Source organism: Vibrio hangzhouensis (assembly GCF_900107935.1).
Classification (GTDB): Bacteria; Pseudomonadota; Gammaproteobacteria; order Enterobacterales; family Vibrionaceae; genus Vibrio; species Vibrio hangzhouensis.
Map to the genome: position 1 here is coordinate 74,133 of NZ_FNVG01000014.1, position 26,743 is coordinate 100,875.

20 protein-coding genes and 1 pseudogene are annotated in these 26,743 nt (G+C 44.6%); 7 read left to right on the forward strand and 14 right to left on the reverse strand.

Translation table 11 applies throughout. From position 1 onward, the window contains the following. Nucleotides 1-5: 5 nt before the first annotated feature. From C4S60_RS14550 to C4S60_RS23455, 4 genes are all read right to left on the reverse strand, one after another. Complete coding sequence (locus tag C4S60_RS14550) at nt 6-3,128, reverse strand: efflux RND transporter permease subunit (protein WP_103881082.1); 3,123 nt, start codon at nt 3,126-3,128, stop codon at nt 6-8. Then, nucleotides 3,125-4,834: an efflux RND transporter periplasmic adaptor subunit gene (locus C4S60_RS14555; protein ID WP_103881083.1), complete on the reverse strand. Its 1,710-nt coding sequence runs from the start codon at nt 4,832-4,834 to the stop codon at nt 3,125-3,127. The genes C4S60_RS14550 and C4S60_RS14555 overlap by 4 nt, the downstream gene beginning before the upstream one ends. Before the next feature lie 20 nt (nt 4,835-4,854). Then, nucleotides 4,855-6,171 (reverse strand): TolC family protein, encoded by a 1,317-nt coding sequence (locus tag C4S60_RS14560; RefSeq protein ID WP_244183114.1) that lies wholly within the window; start codon nt 6,169-6,171, stop codon nt 4,855-4,857. A gap of 148 nt (nt 6,172-6,319) precedes the next feature. Next, on the reverse strand, nt 6,320-6,709 hold the full coding sequence (locus C4S60_RS23455) for a hypothetical protein (RefSeq protein WP_146060874.1): 390 nt from the start codon (nt 6,707-6,709) through the stop codon (nt 6,320-6,322). A gap of 358 nt (nt 6,710-7,067) precedes the next feature. Between C4S60_RS23455 and C4S60_RS14565 the strand changes: the two genes are divergently transcribed. Next, the gene (locus tag C4S60_RS14565; protein ID WP_103881084.1) at nt 7,068-7,406 is read left to right on the forward strand and encodes a HopJ type III effector protein; all 339 of its coding nucleotides are present in this window, start codon (nt 7,068-7,070) and stop codon (nt 7,404-7,406) included. Nucleotides 7,407-7,779: 373 nt separating this feature from the next. Here the strand turns inward: C4S60_RS14565 and C4S60_RS14570 are convergent, their stop codons facing one another. Beyond that, on the reverse strand, nt 7,780-8,661 hold the full coding sequence (locus C4S60_RS14570) for a LysR family transcriptional regulator (protein WP_103881085.1): 882 nt from the start codon (nt 8,659-8,661) through the stop codon (nt 7,780-7,782). 99 nt (nt 8,662-8,760) lie between these two features. On the opposite strand from C4S60_RS14570, the gene C4S60_RS14575 reads away from it, so the two are divergent. Together C4S60_RS14575 and C4S60_RS14580 are read left to right on the forward strand one after the other, a co-directional pair. After that, entirely contained in the window at nt 8,761-9,375 is a 615-nt protein-coding gene (locus C4S60_RS14575) for a LysE family translocator (protein WP_103881086.1), read from the forward strand. Between the two features lie 65 nt (nt 9,376-9,440). Further along, entirely contained in the window at nt 9,441-9,803 is a 363-nt protein-coding gene (locus C4S60_RS14580) for a cupin domain-containing protein (RefSeq protein WP_244183108.1), read from the forward strand. A 446-nt stretch (nt 9,804-10,249) separates the two neighbouring features. Here the strand turns inward: C4S60_RS14580 and C4S60_RS14585 are convergent, their stop codons facing one another. Beyond that, complete coding sequence (locus C4S60_RS14585; RefSeq protein WP_103881088.1) at nt 10,250-10,669, reverse strand: GFA family protein; 420 nt, start codon at nt 10,667-10,669, stop codon at nt 10,250-10,252. Between the two features lie 597 nt (nt 10,670-11,266). Between C4S60_RS14585 and C4S60_RS14590 the strand changes: the two genes are divergently transcribed. The 4 genes and pseudogenes from C4S60_RS14590 to C4S60_RS14600 all read left to right on the forward strand — a co-directional run bounded on the left by C4S60_RS14590 (nt 11,267) and on the right by C4S60_RS14600 (nt 14,960). Next, nucleotides 11,267-13,183 carry a diguanylate cyclase gene (locus C4S60_RS14590; protein ID WP_103881089.1) on the forward strand — a complete coding sequence of 639 codons (1,917 nt, stop codon included), beginning with the start codon at nt 11,267-11,269 and terminating at the stop codon, nt 13,181-13,183. A gap of 297 nt (nt 13,184-13,480) precedes the next feature. Beyond that, nucleotides 13,481-13,975 carry a peptidylprolyl isomerase gene (locus C4S60_RS14595; RefSeq protein ID WP_103881090.1) on the forward strand — a complete coding sequence of 165 codons (495 nt, stop codon included), beginning with the start codon at nt 13,481-13,483 and terminating at the stop codon, nt 13,973-13,975. A gap of 328 nt (nt 13,976-14,303) precedes the next feature. Beyond that, nucleotides 14,304-14,426 (forward strand): annotated as a pseudogene (locus C4S60_RS23965) (IS3 family transposase); the annotation flags it as partial. Nucleotides 14,427-14,720: 294 nt separating this feature from the next. Continuing rightward, nucleotides 14,721-14,960, forward strand: coding sequence for a hypothetical protein (locus C4S60_RS14600; protein WP_103881091.1), 240 nt, complete (start codon nt 14,721-14,723; stop codon nt 14,958-14,960). Nucleotides 14,961-15,142: 182 nt separating this feature from the next. Here the strand turns inward: C4S60_RS14600 and C4S60_RS14605 are convergent, their stop codons facing one another. The 8 genes from C4S60_RS14605 to C4S60_RS14640 all read right to left on the reverse strand — a co-directional run bounded on the left by C4S60_RS14605 (nt 15,143) and on the right by C4S60_RS14640 (nt 26,559). Further along, the gene (locus C4S60_RS14605) at nt 15,143-16,348 is read right to left on the reverse strand and encodes a carbohydrate porin (protein ID WP_160111370.1); all 1,206 of its coding nucleotides are present in this window, start codon (nt 16,346-16,348) and stop codon (nt 15,143-15,145) included. Nucleotides 16,349-16,714: 366 nt separating this feature from the next. Further along, nucleotides 16,715-19,480: a glycoside hydrolase family 3 protein gene (locus C4S60_RS14610; RefSeq protein WP_103881093.1), complete on the reverse strand. Its 2,766-nt coding sequence runs from the start codon at nt 19,478-19,480 to the stop codon at nt 16,715-16,717. A gap of 105 nt (nt 19,481-19,585) precedes the next feature. After that, the gene (locus C4S60_RS14615; protein ID WP_103881094.1) at nt 19,586-20,590 is read right to left on the reverse strand and encodes an ABC transporter ATP-binding protein; all 1,005 of its coding nucleotides are present in this window, start codon (nt 20,588-20,590) and stop codon (nt 19,586-19,588) included. A 2-nt stretch (nt 20,591-20,592) separates the two neighbouring features. Further along, nucleotides 20,593-21,567: an ABC transporter ATP-binding protein gene (locus tag C4S60_RS14620; protein ID WP_103881095.1), complete on the reverse strand. Its 975-nt coding sequence runs from the start codon at nt 21,565-21,567 to the stop codon at nt 20,593-20,595. Then, nucleotides 21,567-22,490 carry an ABC transporter permease gene (locus tag C4S60_RS14625; RefSeq protein WP_103881096.1) on the reverse strand — a complete coding sequence of 308 codons (924 nt, stop codon included), beginning with the start codon at nt 22,488-22,490 and terminating at the stop codon, nt 21,567-21,569. The genes C4S60_RS14620 and C4S60_RS14625 overlap by 1 nt, the downstream gene beginning before the upstream one ends. Nucleotides 22,491-22,503: 13 nt before the next feature. After that, nucleotides 22,504-23,493 carry an ABC transporter permease gene (locus tag C4S60_RS14630; protein ID WP_103881097.1) on the reverse strand — a complete coding sequence of 330 codons (990 nt, stop codon included), beginning with the start codon at nt 23,491-23,493 and terminating at the stop codon, nt 22,504-22,506. 66 nt (nt 23,494-23,559) lie between these two features. Next, a complete protein-coding gene (locus C4S60_RS14635; RefSeq protein ID WP_103881098.1) occupies nt 23,560-25,218 on the reverse strand; it encodes an ABC transporter substrate-binding protein in 1,659 nt (552 codons plus the stop codon). Nucleotides 25,219-25,563: 345 nt separating this feature from the next. Continuing rightward, on the reverse strand, nt 25,564-26,559 hold the full coding sequence (locus C4S60_RS14640; RefSeq protein WP_103881099.1) for a substrate-binding domain-containing protein: 996 nt from the start codon (nt 26,557-26,559) through the stop codon (nt 25,564-25,566). Nucleotides 26,560-26,743: the final 184 nt, after the last annotated feature.

Consider the following 26,743-nt stretch of genomic DNA (forward strand, 5'->3'; position numbering starts at 1 on the left):
GTGATTTAGTTTTGGATCTCTCTCGATTTCCACAGTTTATAAATCGCTGGTAACACCAGCAAAGTAAGCAAAAGCGCTGACGCCATACCACCAATCATAGGCGCCGCAATACGTTGCATCACTTCGGATCCGGTGCCAGTACCATACATAATTGGAATAAGGCCAATAATGACAGTCAACACGGTCATCATGACCGGACGAACACGCAGCCCGGCACCTTCACGAATGGCATCGGTGAGCATATCTGGGGTAAGTGGTAACCCGCTCTCCTGGGCTAATAACTTGCGTCCATGCCAGGCCTGATTGAGATACACCAACATAATCACGCCAATCTCCACCGCCACACCCGCCAGGGCAATAAATCCAACCCCTACAGCAATAGAGAAGTTGTAGCCGAGGTAATGCATCAACCACAAACCACCAACCATCGCCAGGGGCAGAGTACCCATAATAACTAGCACCTCGCCTAACCGTCTGAAGCTGAGATACAACAGCAGCACGATAATGGCCAGGGTGACTGGCACCACTACACTCAATCGCTCCTTTGCGCGTTCCATATATTCATATTGACCAGACCAGGTCAGCGAATAACCGGCCGGCAGCACCAGTTGATCGGCAACCACTCGCTGTGCTTCTGATACGTAAGAACCGAGATCCCGATTCGCGATGTCCACAAACACCCAGCCGTTAGGGCGAGCATTTTCGGTTTTGATCATCGGCGGGCCGTCTTCATAGCGAATGTCAGCGACATCCGCCAGAGCGATACGGGCACCATTTGGCGTCACCAGTGGCAAATTCTGTAGTTTCACAACAGAGTCGCGGTAGTCTTGGGGATAACGTACATTGATAGGATAACGCTCTAACCCCTCGACGGTTTCCCCAACATTCATACCGCCGACGGCCGTTGAGATCACCTGCTGAACGTCATTAACATTCAGCCCGTAACGTGCGGCGGCAAGTCGCTTAATATCAATGGTTACATAACGTCCACCGGCAACCCGCTCCGCATAGACCGAGACTGTCCCTTCAACCGCATTAAGAATCGGTTCAATGTTGGCGCCAATCTCTTCGATAACCGCAAGTTCGGGCCCTGCTATTTTGATGCCTATTGGTGTCTTAATACCGGTCGCCAACATATCAATACGGGTCTTAATCGGCATCACCCAAGCGTTGGTCAGCCCTGGGAACTGAACCAGATCATCAAACTCTTTACGCAACGAATCCGTGGTGACACCTTCACGCCATTCTGATCTTGGTTTCAGTTGAATGGTGGTTTCTATCATCGTCAGTGGCGCCGGATCCGTCGCTGTTTCGGCACGACCAATCTTGCCCCATACCGTTTCGACTTCTGGCACCGTCTTAATCAGCTTGTTGGTTTGCTGCAATAATTCGCGTGCTTTACCAATAGAGATACCCGGATAAGTCGTCGGCATGTACATCAAATCCCCTTCATCTAAAGGAGGGATGAATTCGCTGCCTAACTTGCTGGTCGGATAGTAAGCCGAGCCCATCAAAGCAATGGCCACCACAATCATCGACTTGGGATAGCGCAAGCTGAGGTTAAGCATAGGGCGGTATAGGGCGACCAGAGCCTTATTCACCGGGTTCTTATGCTCAGGAAGCACCTTACCGCGAATAAAGTATCCCATTAACACCGGCACCAGGGTGATCGCTAAACCCGCTGCCGCCGCCATTGCATAGGTCTTGGTATAGGCAAGCGGAGAAAACATTTTGCCTTCTTGACCTTCCAGCGCAAACACCGGTACAAAACTCAGGGTGATGATCAACAACGAGAAAAACAGCGGAGCACCCACTTCTTCGGCTGCTCGACCTATCACCTGCCAACGATTTTTGTCCGTCAGCGGCGTCTTCTCAATATGCTTATGGACGTTTTCGATCATCACTATCGCCCCATCCACCATGGCACCGATGGCAATGGCGATCCCCCCCAACGACATGATATTGGCGTTGATTCCTTGCCAGTGCATGACGATAAAGGCCGATAGAATGCCAACTGGCAAGCTGATAGCGATGACAATCGATGAACGAATATGAAATAAGAAAAGCGCACAGACGATAGCAACAACCACAAACTCTTCCGCCAGCTTTTTCCAAAGGTTTTCAATGGCGGCATCGATCAGAGTGGAACGATCATAGGTGGGAACAATCTCCACCCCCTCAGGAAGACCACGCTGTAGCTCCTCCAGCTTAACTTTTACGTCTTCAATCACCTGACTGGCGTTTTCACCAAAGCGCATCACGATGACGCCACCCACCGCTTCGCCTTCACCATTAAATTCCGATATGCCACGACGCATTTGCGGGCCTAAATCAATATCGGCAATATCACCCAATAGCAACGGCGTTCCTTTACTGGTGACTTTTAACGGCAGCGCTTTGATATCATCAATACTAGTCAGGTAACCCGTGGTACGGACCATATGTTCCGCTTCACCGACTTCTATCACCGAAGCCCCTGTCTCCTGGTTTCCGTTCTTGATCGCCATGTTGACTTGTTGCAACGTCAGGTCGTAAGCACGCAATTTGGCAGGATCAATCTGTACCTGATATTGCTTGACCATCCCACCCACGGTAGCCACTTCAGACACTCCGGCGACGGTCTGAAGTTCATATTTCAGGAACCAGTCCTGAATACTGCGTAGCTCAGCTAAATCATGTTGACCCGTTTTGTCTTGCAGTACATAGCTGTAGATCCAGCCCACCCCCGTTGCATCGGGTCCAAGGGTCGGCTTTGCCTGTGCTGGTAAGTTGGGCGCGACCTGACTTAAATACTCCAACACCCGCGATCTCGCCCAGTACATGTCGGTATCATCGTCGAATATTATGTAGACGTACGAATCACCAAAGAAGGAATAACCTCGAACTGTTTCCGCGCCCGGCACGGCGAGCATGGCTGTGGTCAGAGGGTATGTAACCTGATCTTCCACCACCTGCGGTGCCTGTCCCGGGTAACTGGTCTTAATAATGACCTGAACGTCGGACAGATCCGGAATAGCATCAACAGGCGTGTTCTTCACGCTGTAGAGCCCTGCCAGCGTCAGAAAGCAGGTCGCTACCAAGACTAGAAATCGATTGCTGATGGACCAGCGAATAATGGCTCCAATCATGGATGACTTCCTCCATGCTGAAGATCAATAAGCACGTAGTCCGAGCCCTGTTTAGTCACCAGGAACCGTACCACTTCGCCTTCAGAGAAACCCGCCAGATCAACTTCTCCATTAGTGGTGAAGTTCATCTCTCCCGGCTCCCAGCCCCATTCTGAAACAGCGTCATGACTGAGCGTAATCATGCCAAAATCTGCCATCAGCATGGTGATACTGCCATCAACCCAAACCTCACTAACCACGGCTTTATCACTGACCTTGATGTCCGTGACGGTGTATTGCCCCGATTCGGTTTTTGCCATTTCAAACTCAATATGCTGACCCGTTGCCAGTGCGGCAATATCCACGTCTTTTTCAACATTAAAGTCCATCGTCATTCCCGGCCAATTCCATTCCGGTACCGGCTGGTGATTAATGGTCAACATATTGTGACCCGCCATCACATTGGTGATCTCTCCTTGCGCCCAGACCGTCTCAGCAGGTGGTTCTACACCATTGATGCGGGACAAGTCAGCGCTCTGGCTTGATTCAGAATCCAACATAAACTGAGCCGATGTCACCACAGTGTCTTCGAGCGTTAACCCTTGCAATACTTCAACCCGATCTCGTGCTTCACGTCCAATCTCGATGCGAGCCGAACGATATTTGCCTTCACCTTCAGACAGTACTACGCGGGTCATGCCTCCTGAGCGAATCACACTAGAGCGAGGGATGGTCAGTACCGACTGCTCGGTTATTGGCTGCAGTGCGATGTTGGCAAACATATTGGGTTTAAGCTGATAATCCGGGTTGGCAAACTTCAACCTGACTCTGAGCGTTCTTGTTGCGGGGTCCAGGATCGGATAGACATAATCGATCTCACCTTGCCACTCTCGACCCGATAAAGCATCCAGCGTCATCGTTGCCTGACTGCCAGCTTTGATCCACTCAGCCTGACGTTCAAAGACCTCAGCATCTACCCATACTTCGTCAATGGGCCCTGCACTAATGACCGACTGAGCCGGTGATAGATACCCCCCTTCACGAATATTCAACGTTGCGACAACGCCGTTACCTAACGCTTTAATATCAATCGTTTGAGAGGCCTTACCCTGTCTTACGATTTGACGGATCTGCTGTTGATCCACACCAAGTGTCGTCAAACGTTCCGTTGCACCACGAATCAGGCTGTTTCTGCCGGTTCGATGCGCATTGAGAAGCTCTTCCTGTGCTTTGACTAACTCAGGCGAATAAAGCTTGAACAACACATCGCCCTTATTCACTCTCTCGCCCACAGCGTTGATATACAACTTCTCAACCCAACCAGAAACACGAACATTGGTCTGCCACAATCGGCTTTCATCAAAAGCGATATATCCGACGGTCTCGATACGCGGAGATAGCTTCTCCTGCTTTACGACTTCGGTTTTCACTCCGAGATTGTTTTCCACTGCGGGATTGATTTTTACCGTACCCGGCTTATCGTTGGCTCCGCTCAGATCATCGGCATACACAGGGATGAGATCCATTCCCATGGGAGATTTACCGGGCTGGTCCCGCTTGTAGTTGGGATCCATCGGTGCCACCCAATAAAGTGGCTCATCGGCTTCCTTACTCTCTGTGTTGCCAGACATGCTCGACATATCATGACCACCTAAATACTGAGTTCCAACGAACCCGATGCCTGCACCAACGGCCAGTGCTAATAGCGCTACATTTAGCGTTTTCATGGTTTAGTACCTTCTCAGAATTATTGTTGTTTTGACGGAGTAGCCAACGTGGGTCTTTCAGCTTGATAGTTGAAGCCGCCTAAAAAATAGGACAAGTTGCTGTTAACCAGACTCAAGTCGGTTTCCAGCCTCAATGCCTCGATTTCAATGGCCAGCTCATCACTTGCTGCAGTAATCACATCACTAAATTGCGCGGTGTTGTTCTCATAACCCCGTTCAACCGCTCTGGTTCTGGCTTCCGCTTGTGGTAGCAAGGTTTGCTGATAACGCCCAAGGCGCTCGGCAAGATTCTGCCTGTCCATCACTAACGCACTGACATTGGCGTTCATTTGAGAAAGTAAGGCATCTTTACTGGATTTTGAGGCGACAACCTGATATTCGGCAGCCGCATGATTTTTGTCCTGACGATTGCCAGTAAACAGAGGAATGTCCATGGTGACGTAGGCACTGACCAAATCCGGTGCCGGCTCGCCACGCATATTATTGGCACGTCGATGCGCATACATCGCCTCAACGCCAAACTGGGGTTTATAGGCTTCTGCCGCAATCGCCACCTGCGTTTCACTGGTTGCGATCTGGACGTCAGCCATGCGAGCCATTGGATGTTGGTTCAGCAACGCATAATAGCCTGAGTGACTTTGAGCAGAGAGTCTGCTGTCGAGCAGGGTCCAGTCCGAGGTGGTGGAGGCATGAATGGTTGGCTGACTGGCCAGCCATTGACTTCCCAGCCACTCCGACAACTGCGATATAATGCGGGTTTGCATCTGGCGATTGGCCTGGATTTTTTCATCCAGCCTGCTCACCTGAAGCTGGGCCTGGATAAGATCCTGAGACTCGCTATTCCCTATCGCATAGTTTGTCTGAATGAACCGCTCCATTTCCTGCATCAGTTTCTGATTTTCAGTCAGCACTCGCTCTGATTGCTGTTGAAAGCCCAGCTCATGCCATAGTTTGGCGATGCTGTTAGCGATTTCGAGCTCTCGTACGTCTACCTGGTACTCAATACCATCGGCCTGTTTCTGCGCTTTCTGATTTTGCAGATCCAAAGTTGAGCCGCGACCAAACTGTTGCATCAGACCAACAGACACATTGGTCATTGGATCTTCATCAAGTCGAAAACTGTCAGTTGGCAATCCACCGACACCGACTTTAAGCACAGGGTCTTTTAGCGTTGCGCTGGCAATGCCAGACTGTCGCATAGCTTCCGACTGAGCAAAATACTGAGTGCGGTTTGCATCATTAGCTATAGCAAACTCTATCAATTGCTCCAGAGTTGTTGATGTTTGCACCACTGATTGCGAATGACTGTTGCCACTTAAGTTACTCGCAAAAGACATCGCTGGCGTTGTAAGCGCTACGCTTAGTGCAAGCGTAACCATATTGATGGATTTATTCACGATAATTCCCAATCTCATATGCTTTGTTACAAGCATAGTTAAACGGCTTCCTAGAGGGGACTAAGAAGAAGTAAAAATTAAGATTGGATTAAGCTTGAGGGGGCCGTTCGAGATCGGTAATTCTGGAAACTGCAACAGACACAACGTCGGTTACACGCTTGGAATAGAGAGAAACGTGGATACCATGCATGAGATCGGCACTGATCACACCAACACTGTTTGCGCACGTGGCGCTGCAACAACTGTGCATTGAGTCACTATCGGCACATTCACTGCTCGATTCTGCCATTGAAGTGTGATGAGAGTTCTCTGACGCGTCTGCCATTGAGCCACAGTCCATCATCGTGCTGTGCTGTGAAGCCGGTGTCATGTCGGAAGAAAACGCCATTGCGGGCATGCTAACAGCTAGCGTTGATGCAAGTAGCGCGACAACACTGATTAGCGATATCCAGGTTTTTCTGACAAGACTTAGATGCATGGTCAACCGAAAATGATAAAAACGATGCCATTATAGACCTTCCCCCTAGGGGAAGGTCAAGGTTTGCAACATCAATAGTCAATGATTTGTCGAATCATCACATAAAAAAGCCACGCACTGATCAATATGAAAGCGTAGGTGACTATCGGATTACCGCAAACATTCTCGCACAAGTGAATTTCAACGAATGAACAACTCGGTTTTGACAATTGGGAGAGGCAAACCGCCAACAGTAAAAAATTCATGCGACAGAATCGTAATTACCGTCAGCAAGGACTTTTTCTCACCTCGTATCGTCACTTTCCATTTATCTGATGGTACAGTACGAATTCGGCACATTAGCAAGGGAGGATATAATATGGATAAATTTCTAGAGTTGCTGGCGACAAAACCAAATGAAGTCATGTTTGAGCAGACGATGCAAGTTATTGACGAACATTTTGAATTTACCCCAGTCAGCTTTGTGAATGGAGAAACTGAAAATCAAGCAGGGCAAAATAATGGTTCTTGTAAGATTTTTGCTTTCGCTCAGATGCAGAGGTTAGATGAGTCGTCAACTCTGGCCTGCTTTGGTCAGTTTTATCGTGACGACGTTTTAAAGAACCCAGAGGGTAGCGATCATGCCAACATCCGCAATTTTATCCAACACGGATGGGCAGGCATTCGCTTCGATGGTACCGCCTTAACAGCAAAATAAGCTTGTAACGTGAGTCTGTAAAAAATACAGGCCAATACAACAAACCATTGGCAAAAAGTTAAGTCTTGCTCACCTTAGAGATTAAGTTGAGCAAGATTTGATTGATTTCCTTTGCCTCCCACATCAAAAAGTAGAGAGTGAGTCAATTGCGACAGAATCACTCGGTGATTACAAGCAACAGCGTTTCTTCATAACTCATTTTTGGACATTTCTGAGTTTGGATTGTCGGCAGAAATCTACCCTTCGGATAACTTCTAGCATCCTAAAACGTCAAAGACCACCGTTGTCGGCGGTGGTCGGCGTGATAGGAAATGGGCATAAATGAGCAAAAGCATTTTTAAGTAATATGAACATCAACGCATGACCACTCACACTAGGTGCATAATTCTAGCTTCTCAGGTGTGCTCCTTGATAGTTCCGCTTCCAACCATTGTTGAAACTGCTCTTCTTTGATTTCCAGTTCTTGTGATTGCCGTAATAGAACGTAATTATGTCCTGACGAGGTAAAACCAAAAGGAGCAATAAGCCTTCCATCTTTCAGATCATCAGCAACTAATGGAAATGAGCCGATCGCTGCCCCCAGACCATCAACCGCGGCCTGTATACAGAAATAAAAATGATCAAATGATTGGTTAGACTTATTCTGGTAAAAGTCATAGCCTGATGCCGCTACCCAATTATTCCAAGCATGTGGACGCGTCTTACTATGCAGTAACGTTATGTCCTCATGATTACTTTGGATCATACTCCAGTATTCAGGAGACATCACTGGGCCAACCCATTCTTCAACCAACTTATGCATCACATAGTCAGAGGGGATATCAAAATCATCCCGCCTAATTGCCATTGATAACCCGGCTTCACCCAAAACCACCGGGCCGCCTGCTGTCGACAAACGGATATCAACCCCAGAGCTTTGATAGAAATTAGAAAGTCTTGGCATGAGCCAGCGCATGGTTAATGTTGGTTCACAGGAGATCTCAAGATAATTACCCGTTGTTTCTTTTAGCTTATTGATTCCTGTATCTAATGCATCAAAGGCTACACTGGTGTATTGCTTGAGCAATTCCCCTTCCGGAGTAAGGCTCATTCCCCGGCCATTCTTACAAAACAATGCCTTAGACAGGTGAGTTTCTAACAGTTTTATCTGTTTACTCACTGCTCCGTGAGTTATGTGTAGCTTATCTGCTGCTTCACTGTAACTGGAAGACTCTGCTGCAATATGGAAAACATGAAAGGCTTTTAGGTGTCTCATTTGTGACTTTTTCTCACATTAACTATGCATTTTTTTCGATTATAACTCGTTCAGTAATCATTACAATGGCGACAAGTTAAAGGTGCAAAGAGAGTGGATATGGAAATAATAAGTTATGCAATTCTAGGTCTGTTAATCGTGATAAGCCCCGGTGCAGACTTTGTATTAGTGTTCAAAAATAGCCTTAGTAGTGGACGGAAGGCAGGACTAATGACTGGACTAGGCATTGGCCTTGGCATTTGTATTCACATTACCTACTCAATACTCGGGATTAGTCACTTATTATCACAGAACGCGGCTATCTTCAGTATGATTAAGTACGCAGGTTCAGCGTATCTAATCTATCTTGGCCTCTCAGGATTGTTTAGCTCTAAACTTGTAATTGACATTGAGAACGAAAATCCGACAGGTAGCAGTGCTAAGAAATATTTTGCACAGGGTTTTCTTTGTAACGCACTGAACCCTAAAACAATATTGTTCTTTCTCAGTGTATTTAGTCAACTCGTGTCACCGGAAAATGACAACAACTTACTCTTTGTGTTGATATGTGGTTTATACATCACGTTACTACACGTTGTTTGGTTTTGCTTTTTGGCATTTCTTGTTACATCTACCAAGGTTTTAAGTATCTTTCAGCAATTTGGTCGCAGAATAAATCAGGTTTGCGGAGCGGGGCTTGTGACCTTTGGTGTAATGTTATCTGCCAACAATTAGTCAGACATTGAACGTAAACTTCTTTATTAAGCATAACTAACCCAAGTAAATATCAGGAAAAAATAATGACTAACGCAATAAATTTAAAAGACAAATTTGAAAAATTTAATGATTTTTGGTCACCTCGTGTTATCTCAGAAATGAACGACTATCAAGTAAAACTGGCAAAATTTGAGGGTGAGTTTACTTGGCATGACCACAAAGATACCGATGAGCTATTTTTGGTTATCTCCGGCTCTATGCGTATTGAGCTTCGAGATGGTTATGTCGAATTAAATGAAGGAGAAATGTACATAGTCCCTAAGGGAATTGAGCATAAGCCAGTTGCAGAAAAGGAGTGTCACGTAATGCTTATTGAGCCTAAAGGTGTAGTCAATACTGGTGATACAGATAGTAGCCTAAAAGCTGAAAACGACGTTTGGATTTGATCGGTAAAGATCCGCTTATCTTTACTTTGGGATAAGCGGAAGCTACTCTGAATAGCTATGCAAACGTGAGCGTTGAAAACAATCTCCCGATATGACAGAAATGGGAGAAATCGTTCACCGAATCTTTGCTTCCGTTCGCTCGGGCAGTGCCGATAAATCAAGGACAGAATTTATCGGCTCAAAACCTCGCTGAAACATAATGGGGCAAAGATGTGTTTGCAGTGATCGGCTCTGGCATGTGGTCACCTATGAAGGTTCAAGACAGAGCCTTCTTAGCCTGAGCAACTAAAGACCATTGAACGATGAGAAAATGGGTAATGCCTGCTTGAGTAGTGAGCAACGTACAAACTAAGTTGCTGCATATCACCTTAAACACCAAAAAACACTGCAAGCCCAGAGTGCCAAGTATTGCGAATTTGCTTAAATTGTTTGTATGTTAATTTGCTTCAACTGTCTAATAGCTCTACAAACTCTTCTAAACTAGGCATTTCTTTGTGATATGTCGCTGACCCACCTATGATATCCCAATGAGCTTTAGACCCAACGAAGATATGTTGGGTTATTTTAAGCCCATTCTCTTCAAGTAGCCCAGCTGGAACCCATACTAACTTTCGACCTCTTAGCTTATTAGGTACTGGACTCCCACAACGACCGCAAAAATCAACACGGTATCCACTATCAAGGCTAAACTCTCGAATATCTGACGCCTTTTTTATCCAATTAAACGCTGTCTCATTTACTATCGCAGCTGTATTTGAGGACGAACCCGTTGATTTACGACAAACCGAGCAGTGACACTGATACAAGCTAGGCTTAATACCTTTAACTTCAAACTGAATATCACCACATAAACAAGAACCCTTCATTAATCCTCCTGATTAACATAACGCTTTCTATACGGCGAGTGTCCGTATTTTATGATCACATAATGCAGTCTCTCATTTTAGGCTTCAACTTTAAATCAATAGGTTAGTTACAAAGATATTGGGTTAGACTGCTTCGTGTGGAAAAACTTTCAGATTTGTAGAGTTCAGAACTCTTTTGATAGGGTAAAACGCACACACCTAGATCTGGTTGATTATTTGTTCTAGATGATTTAGGGACACTTTCGTATTTCATGCCCAATCAGCACGCCTCTGGACAGAAACGACTTGGGCGCTTCGACTAAAATCTACCCATCAAATAACTTTTAGTACTGCAAAATGCAATCAGCCACCGCTTTTTGTGGTGGCCGAGATGCACGAAGCTGGACGATTCTTAGCAAACCAACTGTTGAGAGTCTGATGATTTAATGCATTTTTGCTGAATTACCATTCTTTGACACTAAAGCATAATCAATCTCCTTTCTCAATTGATGTCATAATATTGCTATTGGATGGTTGATGTAATAACAATAATAACAATAATAACTAATATATCTTGCTGTAAATCGACAAATGGAATTGCCGAGGTTTTGTTGAAGTATGATCACCAATCAATCAGTTAAATTGCAGTCTCTGGTATATCGCGACTTTCTACGTAGTTCACTTATCCCACTGCTGGTTATCGAAGTATTGCTGCTGGCACTGTATTTCGGAATCAATCTGTACATCTCTGATAAAAACCGCACGACCCTGGTTTCTGAGGTTAAGCAATCCTTAAGTGAAATCACTACTAATGAAGCACTACGGGTAAACCAACACCTTGAGGAAGTCACTCGCACTGCAAGGATGATGCAACTCGACCATGAGTTATTTTTTAATTCAAAGCGGTGCTTTTTACCAAATGGGAAGCCAGAGTTTGACACTCACCCAAACGGTGCTTTTTACAAAGTGAACCCTGTCGGGGCAAGCGTGTACTACTCAAACACCACCAACATTGGCAAGCAAGAATCCGCTAAGGCTATCTGTAGCGAATCCCTCGATCCGCTCCTAAAAGCCATTGTTGATACCAACCCTTCCATTACTCAGGCCTACCTTAATACCTGGGATGATATGAACAGGCTTTATCCATTTATGCCTGATGCTCCCGCGCAATACGGTCCTGTTCTCGAAATGGAAAATTTCAACTTCTACTACGATGCTGACCAAAGACACAATCCTAGTCGCGGCAACGTATGGACAGAGGTGTATCTGGACCCCGCTGGTCAGGGATGGATGCTCTCAAATCTTGTACCAATATATAGTGGCAATTTCCTGGAAGGTGTTAGTGGTCTGGATGTGACGGTAGAGTCATTCGTTGAAAGCATCTTAAACCATCAATTCCCGTGGGATTCAGCCGCACTCGTCATTGACGAAAAAGGTACAATCTTGGCTATGCAGAAAAAAGCAGAGAATTTATTGGGACTACAGGAACTTAAGCACCATACGTATGAGAGTAATATAACGGATACGGTGACAAAGCCTGACCAGTTCAATCTGTTCCAACTTCCTTCTCTATCTGAAGAGGGAATCCGTTCACTAAGCATCGCCAATGCTACACAGGATATTTGGGTAAACGATATAAATTATATTGTCGATTCTAAGTTAATCCCAGAAACAGGCTGGCGGGTCATCACCTTTGTAAACACAAAATCGTTCTTGACTCCAATCTCAGAGCTTAAGTCTCTCTCGGACAATTTGGGTTACCTTGCTGTTTTAGCGATGATTATCTTCTATATGGTGTTTTTCATATACCTCAGTTGGAGATCCAAACGGCTTGCTCTGGATATCGCAACCCCTATAGAAGCTCTGACAGAAGCGACCAGCAAACTAGGCAAAAACTGGAATATGGAAAACCTTGTTGAGTCACGAGTTGATGAAATTCAAAGGCTAAACCAAAACTTTCATAGCTTGTTTACAGAGCTAACATCACGAACAGAAGAGTTAATCGAATCAACCATTAATATTCGTATACAGGTAAAGGAAAAAGAGTTACTGGCAAAGCTTGCCCAAACGGATTCGCTTACAGGAATCCCCAACCGCCTGAAGTTGGATAAAGCCTTACGAGAAAACCATAGAAAAGCAAAGAATGACAAACATACATATGGTGTTCTGCTGCTTGATATCGATTACTTTAAGCAGGTTAATGACCACTATGGCCATCAAATCGGTGACCAAGTGTTAACGGAAATTTCCACGCTACTACGTGAGCATGTTCGGGATTCCGAAATCGTAGGGCGGTGGGGCGGCGAAGAGTTTTTGGTTGTATGCGCGGGTGCGGATAATGATATTTTGTGGGATCTAGCCGAAAGGCTGCGCGAGTCAATCGAAAACCATGTCTTTCCTAAGTGTATCTCGCTTACAACTAGTATCGGTGTAGCGGCTTATGAGCATGGTGATGACATACAAAATCTACTCTCACGAGCAGACAAAGCACTCTATAAAGCCAAAGGTGAAGGCCGTAATAAAGTCGCAAGCTAATGTTAGGGTATTAGCCAAAGGCTAGTTGACAACGATATACAAGGTTAACTCTAAGTTTTTATTATAAGTGCATAATCATGCAAGAGAATATTTTGTGAAGTAGACTCTATATTGCCGATAGATGAGAGATTCCGCGCATCTATGCCGCGCGGTCTACCATTAGTAAAACTCGGGCTATTTTCTGGTGGAGATTATCAGCATTCTGTTGCGCAAGATTGGAATGAGGAAGAAACTTGTTATTTGTCGCTACCACTACCTATAATAGCGGCAATCACTCCAATGAGATTGCAATATACAATGATTACGCTTCACACCAACTTTGGTGACATCCAAATCGAACTCAACATAGACAAAGCACCTGTGTCTTCACGTAACTTTAAAAAGTACTGTGAAGATGGTTTCTACGACGGCACTATCTTCCACCGCGTGATAAATGGCTTTATGATCCAAGGTGGTGGTCTAACAGAATTGATGGACGAAAAGGAAACACGCGCGCCTATCACCAATGAGGCAAATCGCGGTCTAAAGAACATTGCCGGTACCATCGCTATGGCACGAACGGATGCCCCACACTCTGCAACCGCGCAGTTCTTTATCAATCTTGATGACAATGATTTCCTAGATCACACAGCGAAAACCAACAACGGCTGGGGTTATGCTGTGTTTGGCAAAGTGACCAAGGGGATGGATGTCGTATATAAGATTGCCGAGGTACATACGCTATCACGTATGGGGCATGATGATGTGCCAGCAGAGACGGTTATGATTGAACGCGCGACCATAGAAGCATGAGAGGACGTTGGATAACACTGTCGATAATGTAATCCCTATAAAATCAGGATGTAAGGTGAGGTTAATAGTAAGAACGAAAGTTAGGGCCTCTACTACCACATTAGTTCTTGTAGGGTGAAAGACTGTGAACTGAGGCTAGCTGAAATGAATACTTAACTCACAATGGGGTAAATAAGCGTTGCTAGCCTCACAAAATCATCTATATTCATCCCCTTTAAAAGTTCTCCTTGTTAAAGGAGATGACGTTGTGTTTTTGAAGCTAATATTGGAAAGCTCAAACGCTATGGACCAGACGTCTGCCACCACCAAGCCAAATCAGAAGAAAACACTGAGATACGCTTTTATTAGAGCTAATTAACCAGTTTGGTCTGTTCGGCGTATATGTAAAGTCCATTGCATTCACCCTAGTGGTTACTATACCGGACTCAAACAACCCGACAGGAGAAGCGATATAGAGAAAGGCAAACGAGCGTCTACTAAGTTGGTGGTGATTCATTCAGAGTAAAATTTATATTGCATTAATTTCACAAGAAACAAAATGATTAAAAAAACGTCACGTTGAATTTTTCACAAAAGATATCAACATATTAAAAAAGAATAGTTAGAAACAAAAGTGCTCAAACCCTAGATATTTAGTTTATAACAACATGAACGCAATATAAGTTTCTTGAAGTGGTTTTTTTCTGCTTGCACTATCACATTAATACTCTAAATTAAGAGTGAGGATTCAATAAAGGAGAGCACCATGAAAACAAAAGCAATTACTTTAGCCATCGCCGTTATAGGTTTTAGCGCAGGTTCTTTTGCTGAATCAAATGCAGACATCCTATTTAAAGTTCAAAACGCGTGTAAATTTAAACGTGTTGCAGATTCATGCTCTGTCGTGATTAAAGATGAAAAGCACGACGGCAAATGCGTAAGTACTCAGGGTAAAGTTACTAACGGTTTCGGCCATCTAGGTATAATCTGCCAGCCTAGGAAATAACTGCTAGCCGGAATGGATGTAGAACCCATTGGGATTGCAGTCAGTGGTGAGTATTGATTCTTTCACATTTTTTTATTGGGGCTAGTTCAATGGCCTATGTGAAACACCTGAAATAAAAAAGGTCTAGCACGTTGGCTAGACCTTTTATTAGCTAAGAAAAGGGAATTTGGTGAAATTGGTGACTACCACCAAGCTTCAAATTTGACACCAGCGATCAGGGCATCAAGCTTCGTATCTTTTGCGTCGTTTGAAACGTCACCGTATGTCGCGTATGCACTTAGCATTGGACGAGACCACTCAAAACCACCGACTGCCCAGTTGTGTTGTAGTGTCGCCTTAACACCCGAATTAATATCGCCATCTTCGATGCCAACAGTATTTTCACCGAATTTAACTTGTGAGTAACCTAGTTCGAACCATGTTGATTGCATGTTGTTCCACTGGTGTTTAGGGCGAACAATTAAACTGATTTCATCTGCATCGTAATTGTCGCTACCCCAGTTATACATCATGTTTTCGCCTTTGCCATATACGACTGAATAAGCGATATTTGTGTTATCTTGAATCTGGAAGCCACCTTCAAGCTGCACGTATAAACGCGTTGCATCTTCTTTATAGAAGTACGTTGATGCAGCCCAGTTACCCGCATCCACACCGTCTTGATACATCATTCTTAGTTGGTGACCATTTTTATAGTCTAGGATAGTACCGAGTTGATAATTGGTGTCACGAGCTTCGTATTCACCAGTACCATCTCCACTTGTCGTATCAGTGATCTCTTGACGACCAAAACCTATAGAGCCAAATACTTCAAACTTCAGGTCATTAGTCAGTTCAATGTCGTGTGCACGCGCAGTCCAAGCGTAAGTACTTGGGTCACCTTCATTCGCCTGAACGATAGAAGTATCCAGGCGTACAGCGCCTAGGTCGTAATTGTCAACACCTACACCTAGGCCTGAATACATAGACCAGTAGTAATCGTTTAGGCCAGACTGCTTACGCATGTTGAATTTACGTCCAGCCCAGAAGTAAGCGTCAGGATTAGAATCTAAAAGGTTTGTGCCGCCTGCCCAGAACTGCGCTAGATTGATGGCACTTCCACCAGTCCACTCGTCAACCATTACGCCTACGTCCCACACCGAACCGTTGTCGCCAGTAAAGTCTTTACCCAGACCAAACTCGCCACCATGACCACCGTTACCTAATGCGCCTAGTGTATTACCATTGAACTTACCATCAACCGCGATTTGGTTCATCCCGTCATGCTCGTACTGCATTCCGTAGTTTGCATAACCAAAGAATTTGATATCATCCGATGCCACTGCACTCATTGAAGATGACAGTGCTAAAGAGCCTGCCACAGCAAAAGCGATAGTATTAATTTTCATATTTTTATACCTAAGAGATTTAATATTTACGGTCATTTACATTTCGAAATAAATATTATCAAATGGCATTTTTATTAATATTCAAAAATTAAAGCTAAGTTAATTTTAGTGAAGCAGTAAATAATTAAAAATAGCGACATGAAAGTTTATGGATAACTTTCACAAGAGTGTGATATCGACTTATCAAATAAGTATACTATAGATAAAAAGCAGTCATGAAGTTCCAGCAAGTCGGGAAACAATCAGATGATTCGTCTGTAACTTTCATTAAGCTATTCATCACTAAACTGAATTGGCACATATAACTTAGAATAAAAATTGCCAAGCTAATAAGCCTGGCAATTTTTTTCAAAGGACTAGTTGGATTTATTCTGCAATAAATCGTAGCTCATGCAGAATCAAACCTGGTTTAACAAAGTTGACATCAACTGTGTAGTAACCCGATGCAAGAATGACAGGTAGTCCATCCACTTTTACCACTTCCCCTTCTGTGCCATTTACCGGGATTGACATGCTGTACACATCGTTAAGTGATAGAGAACAAGATGACTGTGCAAGTGCGTCACGAGCGTAGCTAACATACGCTTCAACTCGATAAGTACCCGCGCTTTCAACCTTCAATATTGCACTGCAGAACTCTTCTGCCATCAGGTTTAATGGCTCGCTAATCAGGCTGAATGTTTCGCTAGATTCTTGATTCGCCGTAAAGGTATTGATTGGCTCATACGCTTTCAATGGACGCTTCATTGCTGGTGTATTTAGAATGAATCGACAAATATTCATCGCGCTGCGTTGCAACTCACCTAAGCTAAGCGTGCCACTTTCTAATGCCGTGATTGAATCGTCTTCCATTGCATTTGGCTCTGCTCCGTCAACACCCACTACCATATACAGGTCATTTTGCGAACGAACCATGTATGACGTGAATGTACAACCCGCCTCACCCGCCCGTGACGGATGGTTCATCTTCGCCCACCAGTCGGTCATTACAATACCTGTGTAACCCCACTCTTTGCGCAAAATTGTGGTGTTTAGGTCATAGTTAGACGCCGTCCAGTGACCGTTAACTGGGTTGTATGCTGTCATGATGGATGATGCTTCACCCTGCTTCACAGCGATTTCAAATGGCTTAATATGAAGTTGACGAATAGCACGCTCTGAAATAACACTGTCCACTTCTGTTCGTGCTTTTTCTTGATCGTTGGCGATAAAGTGCTTAATTGTACCCGTTACACCTGCTTGTTTTAGGCCAAGTGTCTGCGCGGCAGCCATCATGCCTGTTAAGAATGGGTCTTCCGAAAAATATTCAAAGTTACGGCCATTTAGCGGGTGGCGATGAATGTTCATACCCGGGCCAAGCAGTGTATCTACTTCATTCGCCTGCATCTCTTCACCAACCAATTGGTAAAGGGCTTGGTTAAGTTCACAGTTCCAAGTACAACCTAATAACGTACCAACTGGCACTTGGCTTGCCTGATGCCCGCTATCCATACGAATACCAGAAGGACCATCTGATGCCGCAACAACTGGAATGCCAAATTCAAACAATGAATTTGTGACACCACCAAACGCTGCAGCTACACCAGCGGTAACTTTTGCACTACACATGCCTTCACCACGAACAATTGCCACTAAATCTTGTTCGGACAGCTGTGCAATGAACTGCTCCATGTTCGCTTTACCATCGGCGACATCAATCAATTTGATGCCCTGGTCACCGGTCATTTCCAGTGTTTTCGGCAGGTTGTCCTGGATACGTTTTTCAAGATCAATCGTGCGTCCTGGTACAACCTCATAGCCAAGCTTTAGTTCGCCAGTTTCGGTTAGTTGTGGCTTAATACGCTCAAATGATGCAATTGGAGCCATCGCTTCTACTAGACGCTCAGTGACCAGTAGGTCTGGTTGATTGAACGACGTTACCTTTACGGCTTTTCGTACGCTTTCGCCTAGATAGAAGCTATAGTCACCGGCTTCCAGTACGTAGCAACTCTTATTGCCAGTTGAACCACTGTCATCATAAGAAGCAAGGTCAGCCACTTTCACACTAATGCGAACAACCTGACTAGCTTGAGGCGCCAGTTTATCAGTTTTCGTAAAACCAACGAGTGAGCGTGCAGGCTGTCCGAGCTCGCCTTGCGGTGCCTCAACATAGAGCTGAACCACTTCTTTGCCCGTGTACTGTTCACCTGTGTTCTTCACTTCAATCTCAAAGTGAAGTAGAGCATCTTTACCCTCCCCCTGCTTGGTGAAAGCCACCAGCGTTTGAGTAAAGTTCGTGTACGACAAACCAAAACCGAACTCATACTGAACTGCTTTTTTGTTAAACGTTTCGAAATACTTGTAACCCAGATAGATGTCTTCTACATACAGGTTGAAATCTGTGCGACCAAAGTTCGCCGCTGATGGGTAATCAGACAATTCATATGCAATAGAGTCTACCAAGCGACCACTTGGCGATTCTTCACCGCAAAGCACGTCTGCCAGTGCATGCCCACCCTCCATACCTGCCGCCCAGTTATACATTACAGCTTGGATAGATTGGTGGTTTTCAACCGTATCTAGCCACGACATATCAATAATGTTTGTTGTGTTTAATACGATAACAACTTTTTCAAACGCACCATTAACCCGCGTGATCATATCCATTTCTGCATCTGTAAGCAGGTAACTGCCTTGCTCTTCTGCATTATCCTGATCTTCACCTGCAGTACGGCCAATGATAACCACGGCTTTATTAGACTGCTGTGCCGCAGCTTTAACGACGCTATCGGTTAAAGGCATTTCTTGTTGAAACCATGGTTCTGCTGCCCAGCCACCACCACCATCGTCCATTGGGTTTTCTCTTACCCACTCTCGGTAAGTATCGGCTAATGCTTGGTTTAGCGTGATGTTTGTGTTTGCAGATAAACCCTCTAGCACTGAGACTGCGTAAGGTACATTGACCGCACCACCCGACCCTGTTCCGCTTCGGTACGTATTAATTTGGCAGCGACCAAACAGGGCAATATTATCTTCCGCCGTAAATGGTAGTACTGCGTTTTCATTCTTTAATAGAACGATACCTTCAGCAGCAGCTTGACGACTAATTGGAGCTATTTTCTTTTGTGCTAATACAGCTTCTTTTCTAATCATAACGATACAACTTTTCTTGTTCAGCACATTGGCCGAATGCTATTAGATTGGTATTACTGGGTGAAATAAGAGTGCTATGCCTAACAGGTAGCACCCTTAATACAATTACTTGGTGAACAAGTGACAACGTGCGAAATGGTTCTCTGCCAGCACCACCGGTTCGGGGAGGTACTCTGAACACACTGCTTTTGCATGAGGACAACGAGCCGCATAAGGACAACCCTTGCTCTCAGGCGTCCATACTGGCGTTTCCATCGTACGGTGCGTTGGCAGCTTTTCATGGATACTACGGCTTGGATCTGGCACTGCAGCTAATAAAAGCTGAGTGTATGGGTGTTGCGGGTTTTGGGTAATGGCTTCTGTGTCACCCCACTCAACCATGTGCCCAGAGTAAAGTACAATCGTCTCTTCGGCGATGTAACGTGCCGTTGCGATATCATGGGTGATGTACATAAACGCTTTGTTCATCTCGGTCTTCATCTTGTTCATTAGATTCAGAACACCGATTCGAATCGACACATCCAACATTGAAGTTGGCTCGTCAGCAAGAATCACCTTCGCACCAATGGCCAGTGTTTTCGCCAGGAATACACGCTGACGCTGACCACCCGATAACTGATGAGGGAATTTATCTAACACCTCTTTTGCTGGCGTTAGGCCTACTTCTTCAAGGATTTCAATCAACTTAGCTTCTAGCTCAGGACCTTCCTTAAAATTATGATGAATGACCATTGGCCGCTTAAGGTGGTAACGAATTGTGTGTAGTGGATTCAGCGAACTAAACGGATCTTGGAATACCATTTGTACTTCACGACGATAAAAACCCAGATCTTCTGACCCTTTGATTTCATCAATATTTTCACCGTGGTAGTAAATACCACCGCTGGTTGCCTTATGGATTTTGGTAGCGATTTTTGCAGATGTCGACTTACCACAACCTGACTCACCTACCACAGCAACACAGGTGCCTGCACGCAGTTTGAAGTTCAGGCCGTTTACGGCACGTAGATACTTTTGTTTTCCAAACAAACCATCACGCTTAGTCTTGAAATCAATAGTAACGTTCTTAGCTTCAAGAATAACGTTTTTGTTGTATTCTGCTGTTTCCATGATTATTCCTGCACTGCTAATTGGTTATGACAAGATACAAAGCGGCCTTCACCAGCCTTCATTAGGATTGGAGCGGTGTTATGACACTGCTCAGATGCGTTAAAACATCGAGGGGCGAAACGACAACCCGCTGGAACATTTTTCAGGTCCAGTGGTGTACCTTTAATACCTTTCATTTCTACTAGTTCACCTTTTAGTGTTGGGAACGAGTCACCTAGGCCGTGTGAGTAAGGATGCTTGGGTTGTTGCAAAATGATCTTCGACGGAGCTAGCTCCACGAGTTGCCCCGAATACATGATGCCTATGCGGTCACACAGTTCTACCATCAAGCTCAGGTCGTGTGTGATGAACAGAATTGAAAAACCGTATGTTTCTTTTAGCTCATACACTTTTTGTAGGATTTCACGCTGTACAACTACGTCGAGTGCTGTTGTTGGCTCATCCATAATCAAAAGCTTTGGCTTGAGTGCAAGTGCAAGTGCAATAACCACACGCTGACGCATACCACCAGAGAATTGGTGTGGGTAATCAAATAGACGGTCAACCGGAATATCGACGATCTTCAGTAACTCTTTCGCTTTTTCAACCGATTCCTCGCGCGTCTTAACCACGCCGTGTGCATCAAAGATATCCCAGAACTGATATTCGATGGTTTTTACGGGGTTTAGACAGTTCATTGCACTCTGGAACACCATTGAGGTGTCTTTCCAACGAAAATCACGCAGGCGTCCTTCATCCATTTGCAGAACGTCTTCGCCTTCAAATAGAATTTCACCTTCAGAGATAAGTGCTGGCGGGCGGTGTAAGCGCATTAGCGAGTAGGCAATCGTTGATTTACCACAACCTGATTCACCCGCAAGACCTAGTATTTCACCTTTATTGATATGGAAAGATACGTTATTTACTGCACGCACCTTGCCATCAAATGTTACATAGTCAACGCACAGATTATTTACTTGAACTAGTTTCTCGCTCATTACGCTCTCTCCACTTGTAGTTTCAACGCTTTCTCTGCCTTTTTCTCTTCACGGCGGAAACGAGCCATGATGCGCTGTGCTTTTAGCTTAGGGTTTGAGATTTCATCAATCGAAAAGTTGATAAGAGCTAGACCAATCGCGATAGAAGCCAGTGCCACACTAGGCGCTAGGATTTCCCACCATGCACCGATACGAATAGCTGAAGTCTGCTGTGCGTTGTAAAGCATGACGCCCCAAGTGACTTCTAGTGGATCACCAAGACCGATGAACTCTAGCGTTGCTTCCGTCATGATTGCGTAGATGACGGTGCCAATGAACGAACTTGCAAGAATCGACATCATGTTTGGCATTACTTCGGCAAACAGCATACGGAATTTGTTCTCCCCCATTACTTCTGCAGCATGAACGAAGTCACGGTTACGTATCGACAATGTTTGAGCACGAAGTACACGTGCGCCCCACGGCCAACTTGTTGCACCAATGATGATGGCGATAACCAGTGGTGAAACCTGATCAAGGAATGCAGCAAGTACGAGCATTAAAGGCAAGCTTGGAACAACCATCACTAGGTTTGTGATGAAAGACAGTACATTATCAACAATGCCCCCGAAGTAACCTGATGCGATGCCGACAACCATTGCCATTACCATTACAAAGGTGCCAGCGACTATGCCAACCATCAGAGACGTACGGCCTCCGTATAGAACCTGTGCCCATACATCACGGCCCATACGTGTAGTCCCCAGAATATTGTCTGCATTTGGCGCTTGGTGTGGGCGTGCCACACGTGCGTTCGGAAGAACGTCAGCAAGTAGTGGAGCTAGGATACACATCATTACTACAGTAAATACAATCGTTAAACCAACCGCAGCTTTAGGGTTGTCGAGTACGAACTGTTTGATATTCGCGAGTGCTTTTTTCATTTTGTTTATTCTCTTAGTCAAGTTGCGAACGTAGACGAGGGTCTAAGATGAACAGTAGACAGTCAGCAACAAAGTTACAGCCAAGAACCATGATCGTCATAATTAGTAGGTAACCTTGGATTAGCGGGTAGTCACGGGCAAGCATTCCCTGGAACATTACCTGGCCAAGCCCTGGGTAGTTAAAGATAATTTCGATGATGAGTGATCCCGCAAAGATAGAACCCACTGACATTGCGAACGTTGTGATCATAGGTAAGATTGCGTTACGAGCGCCGTATTGAAGCATCACTTTCTTGTCTTTAACGCCTTTTGCCCAACCCATCACGATGAAGTCTTCACCTAACTGGTTAATCATGTTTGAGCGCATACCCATCACACCCCCCATACCCAGTAGCACCATGCTAAGAAGGGGCAGAGCCAAGTGGTATGCCACGCTGCCAATAAATTTGAATGATGCCTCAGGATCTAAGTCCGGGTTGTAGCCATAACCTGTTGGGAACCAACCTAAATCTGAAGCAAATAGGAAGTAGATCAATAATGCCATGACAACGGCAGGAATTGACGAGATGATCACCGATCCAACAGTGATGATTGAGTCAACCCATGTTCCGCGCTTCCATGCTACATAGATACCTGTTAGCGTTGTAATGGTGTAAGAAACCAAAATGTAAGAACCAACAAGTAGAAGTGTCCAAAGCATACCGCGACTTAACACGTCCATGACTGGCTGGAAAAAGCGAGTGGACGTACCCCAGTCACCCGCAAGGATACTGAAAAGGTAAGAAGTAAACTGTTCGAAAAGTGGGGCATTTGCTGAGTAGCCGTAAAGAGCCTCGAGTGACGCAATCATCTCTGGCGTGATTTGACCACCGGTTTGTGCCAATCGACCAAGGAAAGATTGAATCGGATCACCTGGCATCATTCGTGGCAGGAAGAAGTTGATAATCACCGCACCGAGAAACGCTAGGATATAAAAACCTAGTCTACTAACAATATATCTCATAATAATACTTACTCAATGATGGAAAAGTGAGGTGCTGACTGGTTAGTCAGCACCCTGGCCAGCTAATTATTTTTTAGGTTTGATGTGCTGCATATGAACCATGCGGCTCATACCGCTCCAAGGAGCTGGGTGAGTGATTTGGTTATCTTCTGATGCCCAACCAGTAAAACGAGAGTCGTTATAAACATACCAAACACCGTTGTAGTAAAGAGGAACCTGGATTACGTTGTCTGCGAAATGGCGTTCGATTTTAGAAATGATCTCTTGCTGTGCGCTTTTTTCCTTAGTTCGTCCTAGTTCTGCAATCCATGCATCAACCTGTGGGTTAGCGTAGTTAGTCAGGCCCGTTGACCACCATGCACCAGTACCCGCGTAGCGAGAGTGCATTGTGTACTCGTAGAACTTCCATACTGAGTTCTGTAGAGTACCAGCAGCAAACGTTACATCCATATCGTTCGCTTCCCAGTTCTGTGCATATACGTTCGCTTCTGGAGTGATAACGCCAGCGTCGATACCAGCTGCACGTAGGCCTTCAACCGCGATAGACGTATTGTTTACCCAGTCAGACCAGCCAGATGGAACTTGGATCTTAAAGCTGAGTTTTGAACCGTCTGGATTCTCTAGATATCCGTCACCGTCAACGTCTTTGTAGCCAGCCTTCTTGAGGATAGTTTTTGCTTTCTCCACATCGTATTGATAGAACTCAGCAAATGTCTTATCTGCCTGTGTATCACGATACGCCCACATGCTTTGTGGAAGGTTTGTAGCGGGGTTGCCACCTGAAACGTAGCCATATGCACCAACCATTATCATCGCTTCACGGTCCATTGCTAGGTTGAATGCTTTACGAAACTCTACGTCGTTGAATGCTTTGTTCGCGCCTTCATTCTTGGTATTAAAGTTAAGCGTTAGACGAACCGCATCACTTGCCGGGAACCAATACTTATTGTTCGGATGCTTAGAAGTGTATGTACGTTCGATATCAGGAATGAAGATACCTGCCCAGTCAATATCACCTTTTGCAAGCATTTCTAAAGCAGCATCATTGCTTGAGTATTGTGGGAACTCAAGACAGTTGATCTCGATCTTCTCGTTCCAGTAGTATGGGTTTTTGCACTGAATGTAAACCTGTGGAGTAAAACGTGTGATTTCAGTGAAAGCACCAGTACCTACCGGGTTTTCGTTGATTGCGCTTTCTGGATTCTTTATTTTTGACCAGATGTGCTGTGGAATGATCTTAGTACCTTCCCCAATAAGGTCACGAGCTGCGAATGCGTTTGGCTCTGCTACGTGAATCTCTACTTTGTGGTCGTTTATCTTAACTACTTTTTCAACTTTTTTAGACAGACCGGCGCCATCGATTGCAGGGTGACTACGAGGGTATTCATAAGTGAATACTACGTCATCTGCAGTGAAATCTTCGCCATCAGACCATTTAACGCCTTTACGTAGATCGACTGTAATCACTTTTAGGTCATCACTCACCTCGTAACCAGTTGCTAGCCAGCTATGCTCAACGGTTGAATCGATCATATCGAAGACCATTAGTGGCTCATAAGCGAAGTCTGAGCGACCACCGATGAATGGGTTAAAGTTGCGAACCCAACCTGTAGTAGATTCGGCTAGAATCTTCAGGTTCGGCATATCAGGTGTATCTGCCGCTGTAGATGATGCTGAAAAAGAAGCAGCAATTAGAGTCGACAATAATAATGTAGTTTTCTTCATAATATACTCATTGGCATTTTGTAGGATAACGAGTCAGATTTAATTAATCTTGTCGCCGCCATGAAATATATCGCAATTAAATTATCTAAACAGACGCGATAACTGGTAATAAACCTTCAAACACAATAATTTCAAAAACCATGAAAGTTTCATGAAAGTTTCATGACCATTCGTCCAAGAACGAACATTAATTTCAATTCAACACATAAAAAAACAACAACAACACAAAAAAACAGAGCGCTACAACTAACCCTCTGTTTTAAAAGTATTGTTTTTATTAAGATAGACCGATTACAGCCACCATGAAACAAAATAGTTATATAAAACTAAACATACATTAAATTTTTATGCCATTGCGACACTATTGCGGTGAATAATTTCAATCGGTGGGATTTCATATTCAGTAGGATTATTACTAATCAAGTCAAGTACATACTTAGTAGCTATTTCACCAATCTCTGAGAGTGGTGATTTAATTGTGGTTAATCTAGGTATATAGTATTCACAGATCGGCAAGTCATCAAAACCAACAACAGAAACGTTATTAGGTATTTTCAGTCCACTACGATCGAGACCTTGCATCGCTCCAAGAGCACTAAGGTCGTTACCCGCAAAAACCGCTGTAAAAAAGCGTTTTTCTTTACACAACTTCATCATGCTTTCCATAGCAAGTTGTGATTCAAAGGCACCATCAATGACCAAACGAGGATCGTACTTAATCCCTGCTGATGCTAAAGCTCGCTTATAACCAGCAAAGCGTTGATTTGCATCGATGTTATCCTCAGCACCTCGAACATGAACAATATTGCGATGCCCGCGCTGTATAAGGTGAGTCGTTGCAACATAGCCACCGAGTTCATTATCAATATTGATGACTGGAAAAATCCCTTCTTGCTCTCGGAGCACCAATAGTACAGGAAGGTCTTCAGTGATTTCTTTTATCTTTGCTTCAGTTGCAAGGCCGCAAACCATGATAATGGCATCTAATTCACTATTTACCATTGCCTGCAATTCCTTTAATTCGCGGTCACGATCCCACATGGTTGTTTCAATAATCAGTTCATAACTGGTTTGTGAAAGCACCGAATTAACACCAGAAAGGAGACGATGAGTAAAAGGCACATCATAAGAAGGTACGAGTATCCCTAACTTCATATTTCGGACTTTCTTAGAAGAAGTCTTACGTTTACGTGGCTTGAAACCGGTAGTAAAAATCGCGGCTTCAATCGCATCTACTTTCTCTTTAACAATATAAGAAGTTCGATTGAGGTATCGAGATACGGTCGAAGGTGAGACATTTGCTTCTGCAGCGACATCATATATGGTGACTTTCTTAGGCATGTTTACATTCCGGCGTTTAGACAAGCATTCAAAGCAACGACTTATTCTTCATGAAACTTTTCACTGCTCTGATTTGATCGAAGGTCATTCTACATAAAACATTCACACCGAATGTGACCTAAAACACAACTAGTAAGACATACTGTATATTAATTTTGATTATTTAAAGCTGCCCACAAACATA

Excerpts from the sequence above, each read along its gene's own strand:
- C4S60_RS14565 (WP_103881084.1), top strand. The coding sequence starts at position 7,068 with ATGGATAAATTTCTAGAGTTGCTGGCGACAAAACCAAATGAAGTCATG.
- C4S60_RS14555 (WP_103881083.1), bottom strand. The coding sequence starts at position 4,834 with ATGAAAACGCTAAATGTAGCGCTATTAGCACTGGCCGTTGGTGCAGGC.
- C4S60_RS14640 (WP_103881099.1), bottom strand. The coding sequence starts at position 26,559 with ATGCCTAAGAAAGTCACCATATATGATGTCGCTGCAGAAGCAAATGTC.
- C4S60_RS14615 (WP_103881094.1), bottom strand. The coding sequence starts at position 20,590 with ATGGAAACAGCAGAATACAACAAAAACGTTATTCTTGAAGCTAAGAAC.
- C4S60_RS14580 (WP_244183108.1), top strand. The coding sequence starts at position 9,441 with ATGACTAACGCAATAAATTTAAAAGACAAATTTGAAAAATTTAATGAT.
- C4S60_RS14585 (WP_103881088.1), bottom strand. The coding sequence starts at position 10,669 with ATGAAGGGTTCTTGTTTATGTGGTGATATTCAGTTTGAAGTTAAAGGT.
- C4S60_RS14600 (WP_103881091.1), top strand. The coding sequence starts at position 14,721 with ATGAAAACAAAAGCAATTACTTTAGCCATCGCCGTTATAGGTTTTAGC.
- C4S60_RS14550 (WP_103881082.1), bottom strand. The coding sequence starts at position 3,128 with ATGATTGGAGCCATTATTCGCTGGTCCATCAGCAATCGATTTCTAGTC.
- C4S60_RS14610 (WP_103881093.1), bottom strand. The coding sequence starts at position 19,480 with ATGATTAGAAAAGAAGCTGTATTAGCACAAAAGAAAATAGCTCCAATT.
- C4S60_RS14630 (WP_103881097.1), bottom strand. The coding sequence starts at position 23,493 with ATGAGATATATTGTTAGTAGACTAGGTTTTTATATCCTAGCGTTTCTC.
- C4S60_RS14620 (WP_103881095.1), bottom strand. The coding sequence starts at position 21,567 with ATGAGCGAGAAACTAGTTCAAGTAAATAATCTGTGCGTTGACTATGTA.
- C4S60_RS14570 (WP_103881085.1), bottom strand. The coding sequence starts at position 8,661 with ATGAGACACCTAAAAGCCTTTCATGTTTTCCATATTGCAGCAGAGTCT.
- C4S60_RS14595 (WP_103881090.1), top strand. The coding sequence starts at position 13,481 with ATGATTACGCTTCACACCAACTTTGGTGACATCCAAATCGAACTCAAC.
- C4S60_RS14605 (WP_160111370.1), bottom strand. The coding sequence starts at position 16,348 with ATGAAAATTAATACTATCGCTTTTGCTGTGGCAGGCTCTTTAGCACTG.
- C4S60_RS14635 (WP_103881098.1), bottom strand. The coding sequence starts at position 25,218 with ATGAAGAAAACTACATTATTATTGTCGACTCTAATTGCTGCTTCTTTT.
- C4S60_RS14575 (WP_103881086.1), top strand. The coding sequence starts at position 8,761 with ATGGAAATAATAAGTTATGCAATTCTAGGTCTGTTAATCGTGATAAGC.
- C4S60_RS14625 (WP_103881096.1), bottom strand. The coding sequence starts at position 22,490 with ATGAAAAAAGCACTCGCGAATATCAAACAGTTCGTACTCGACAACCCT.
- C4S60_RS23455 (WP_146060874.1), bottom strand. The coding sequence starts at position 6,709 with ATGCATCTAAGTCTTGTCAGAAAAACCTGGATATCGCTAATCAGTGTT.
- C4S60_RS14590 (WP_103881089.1), top strand. The coding sequence starts at position 11,267 with ATGATCACCAATCAATCAGTTAAATTGCAGTCTCTGGTATATCGCGAC.
- C4S60_RS14560 (WP_244183114.1), bottom strand. The coding sequence starts at position 6,171 with ATGTCTTTTGCGAGTAACTTAAGTGGCAACAGTCATTCGCAATCAGTG.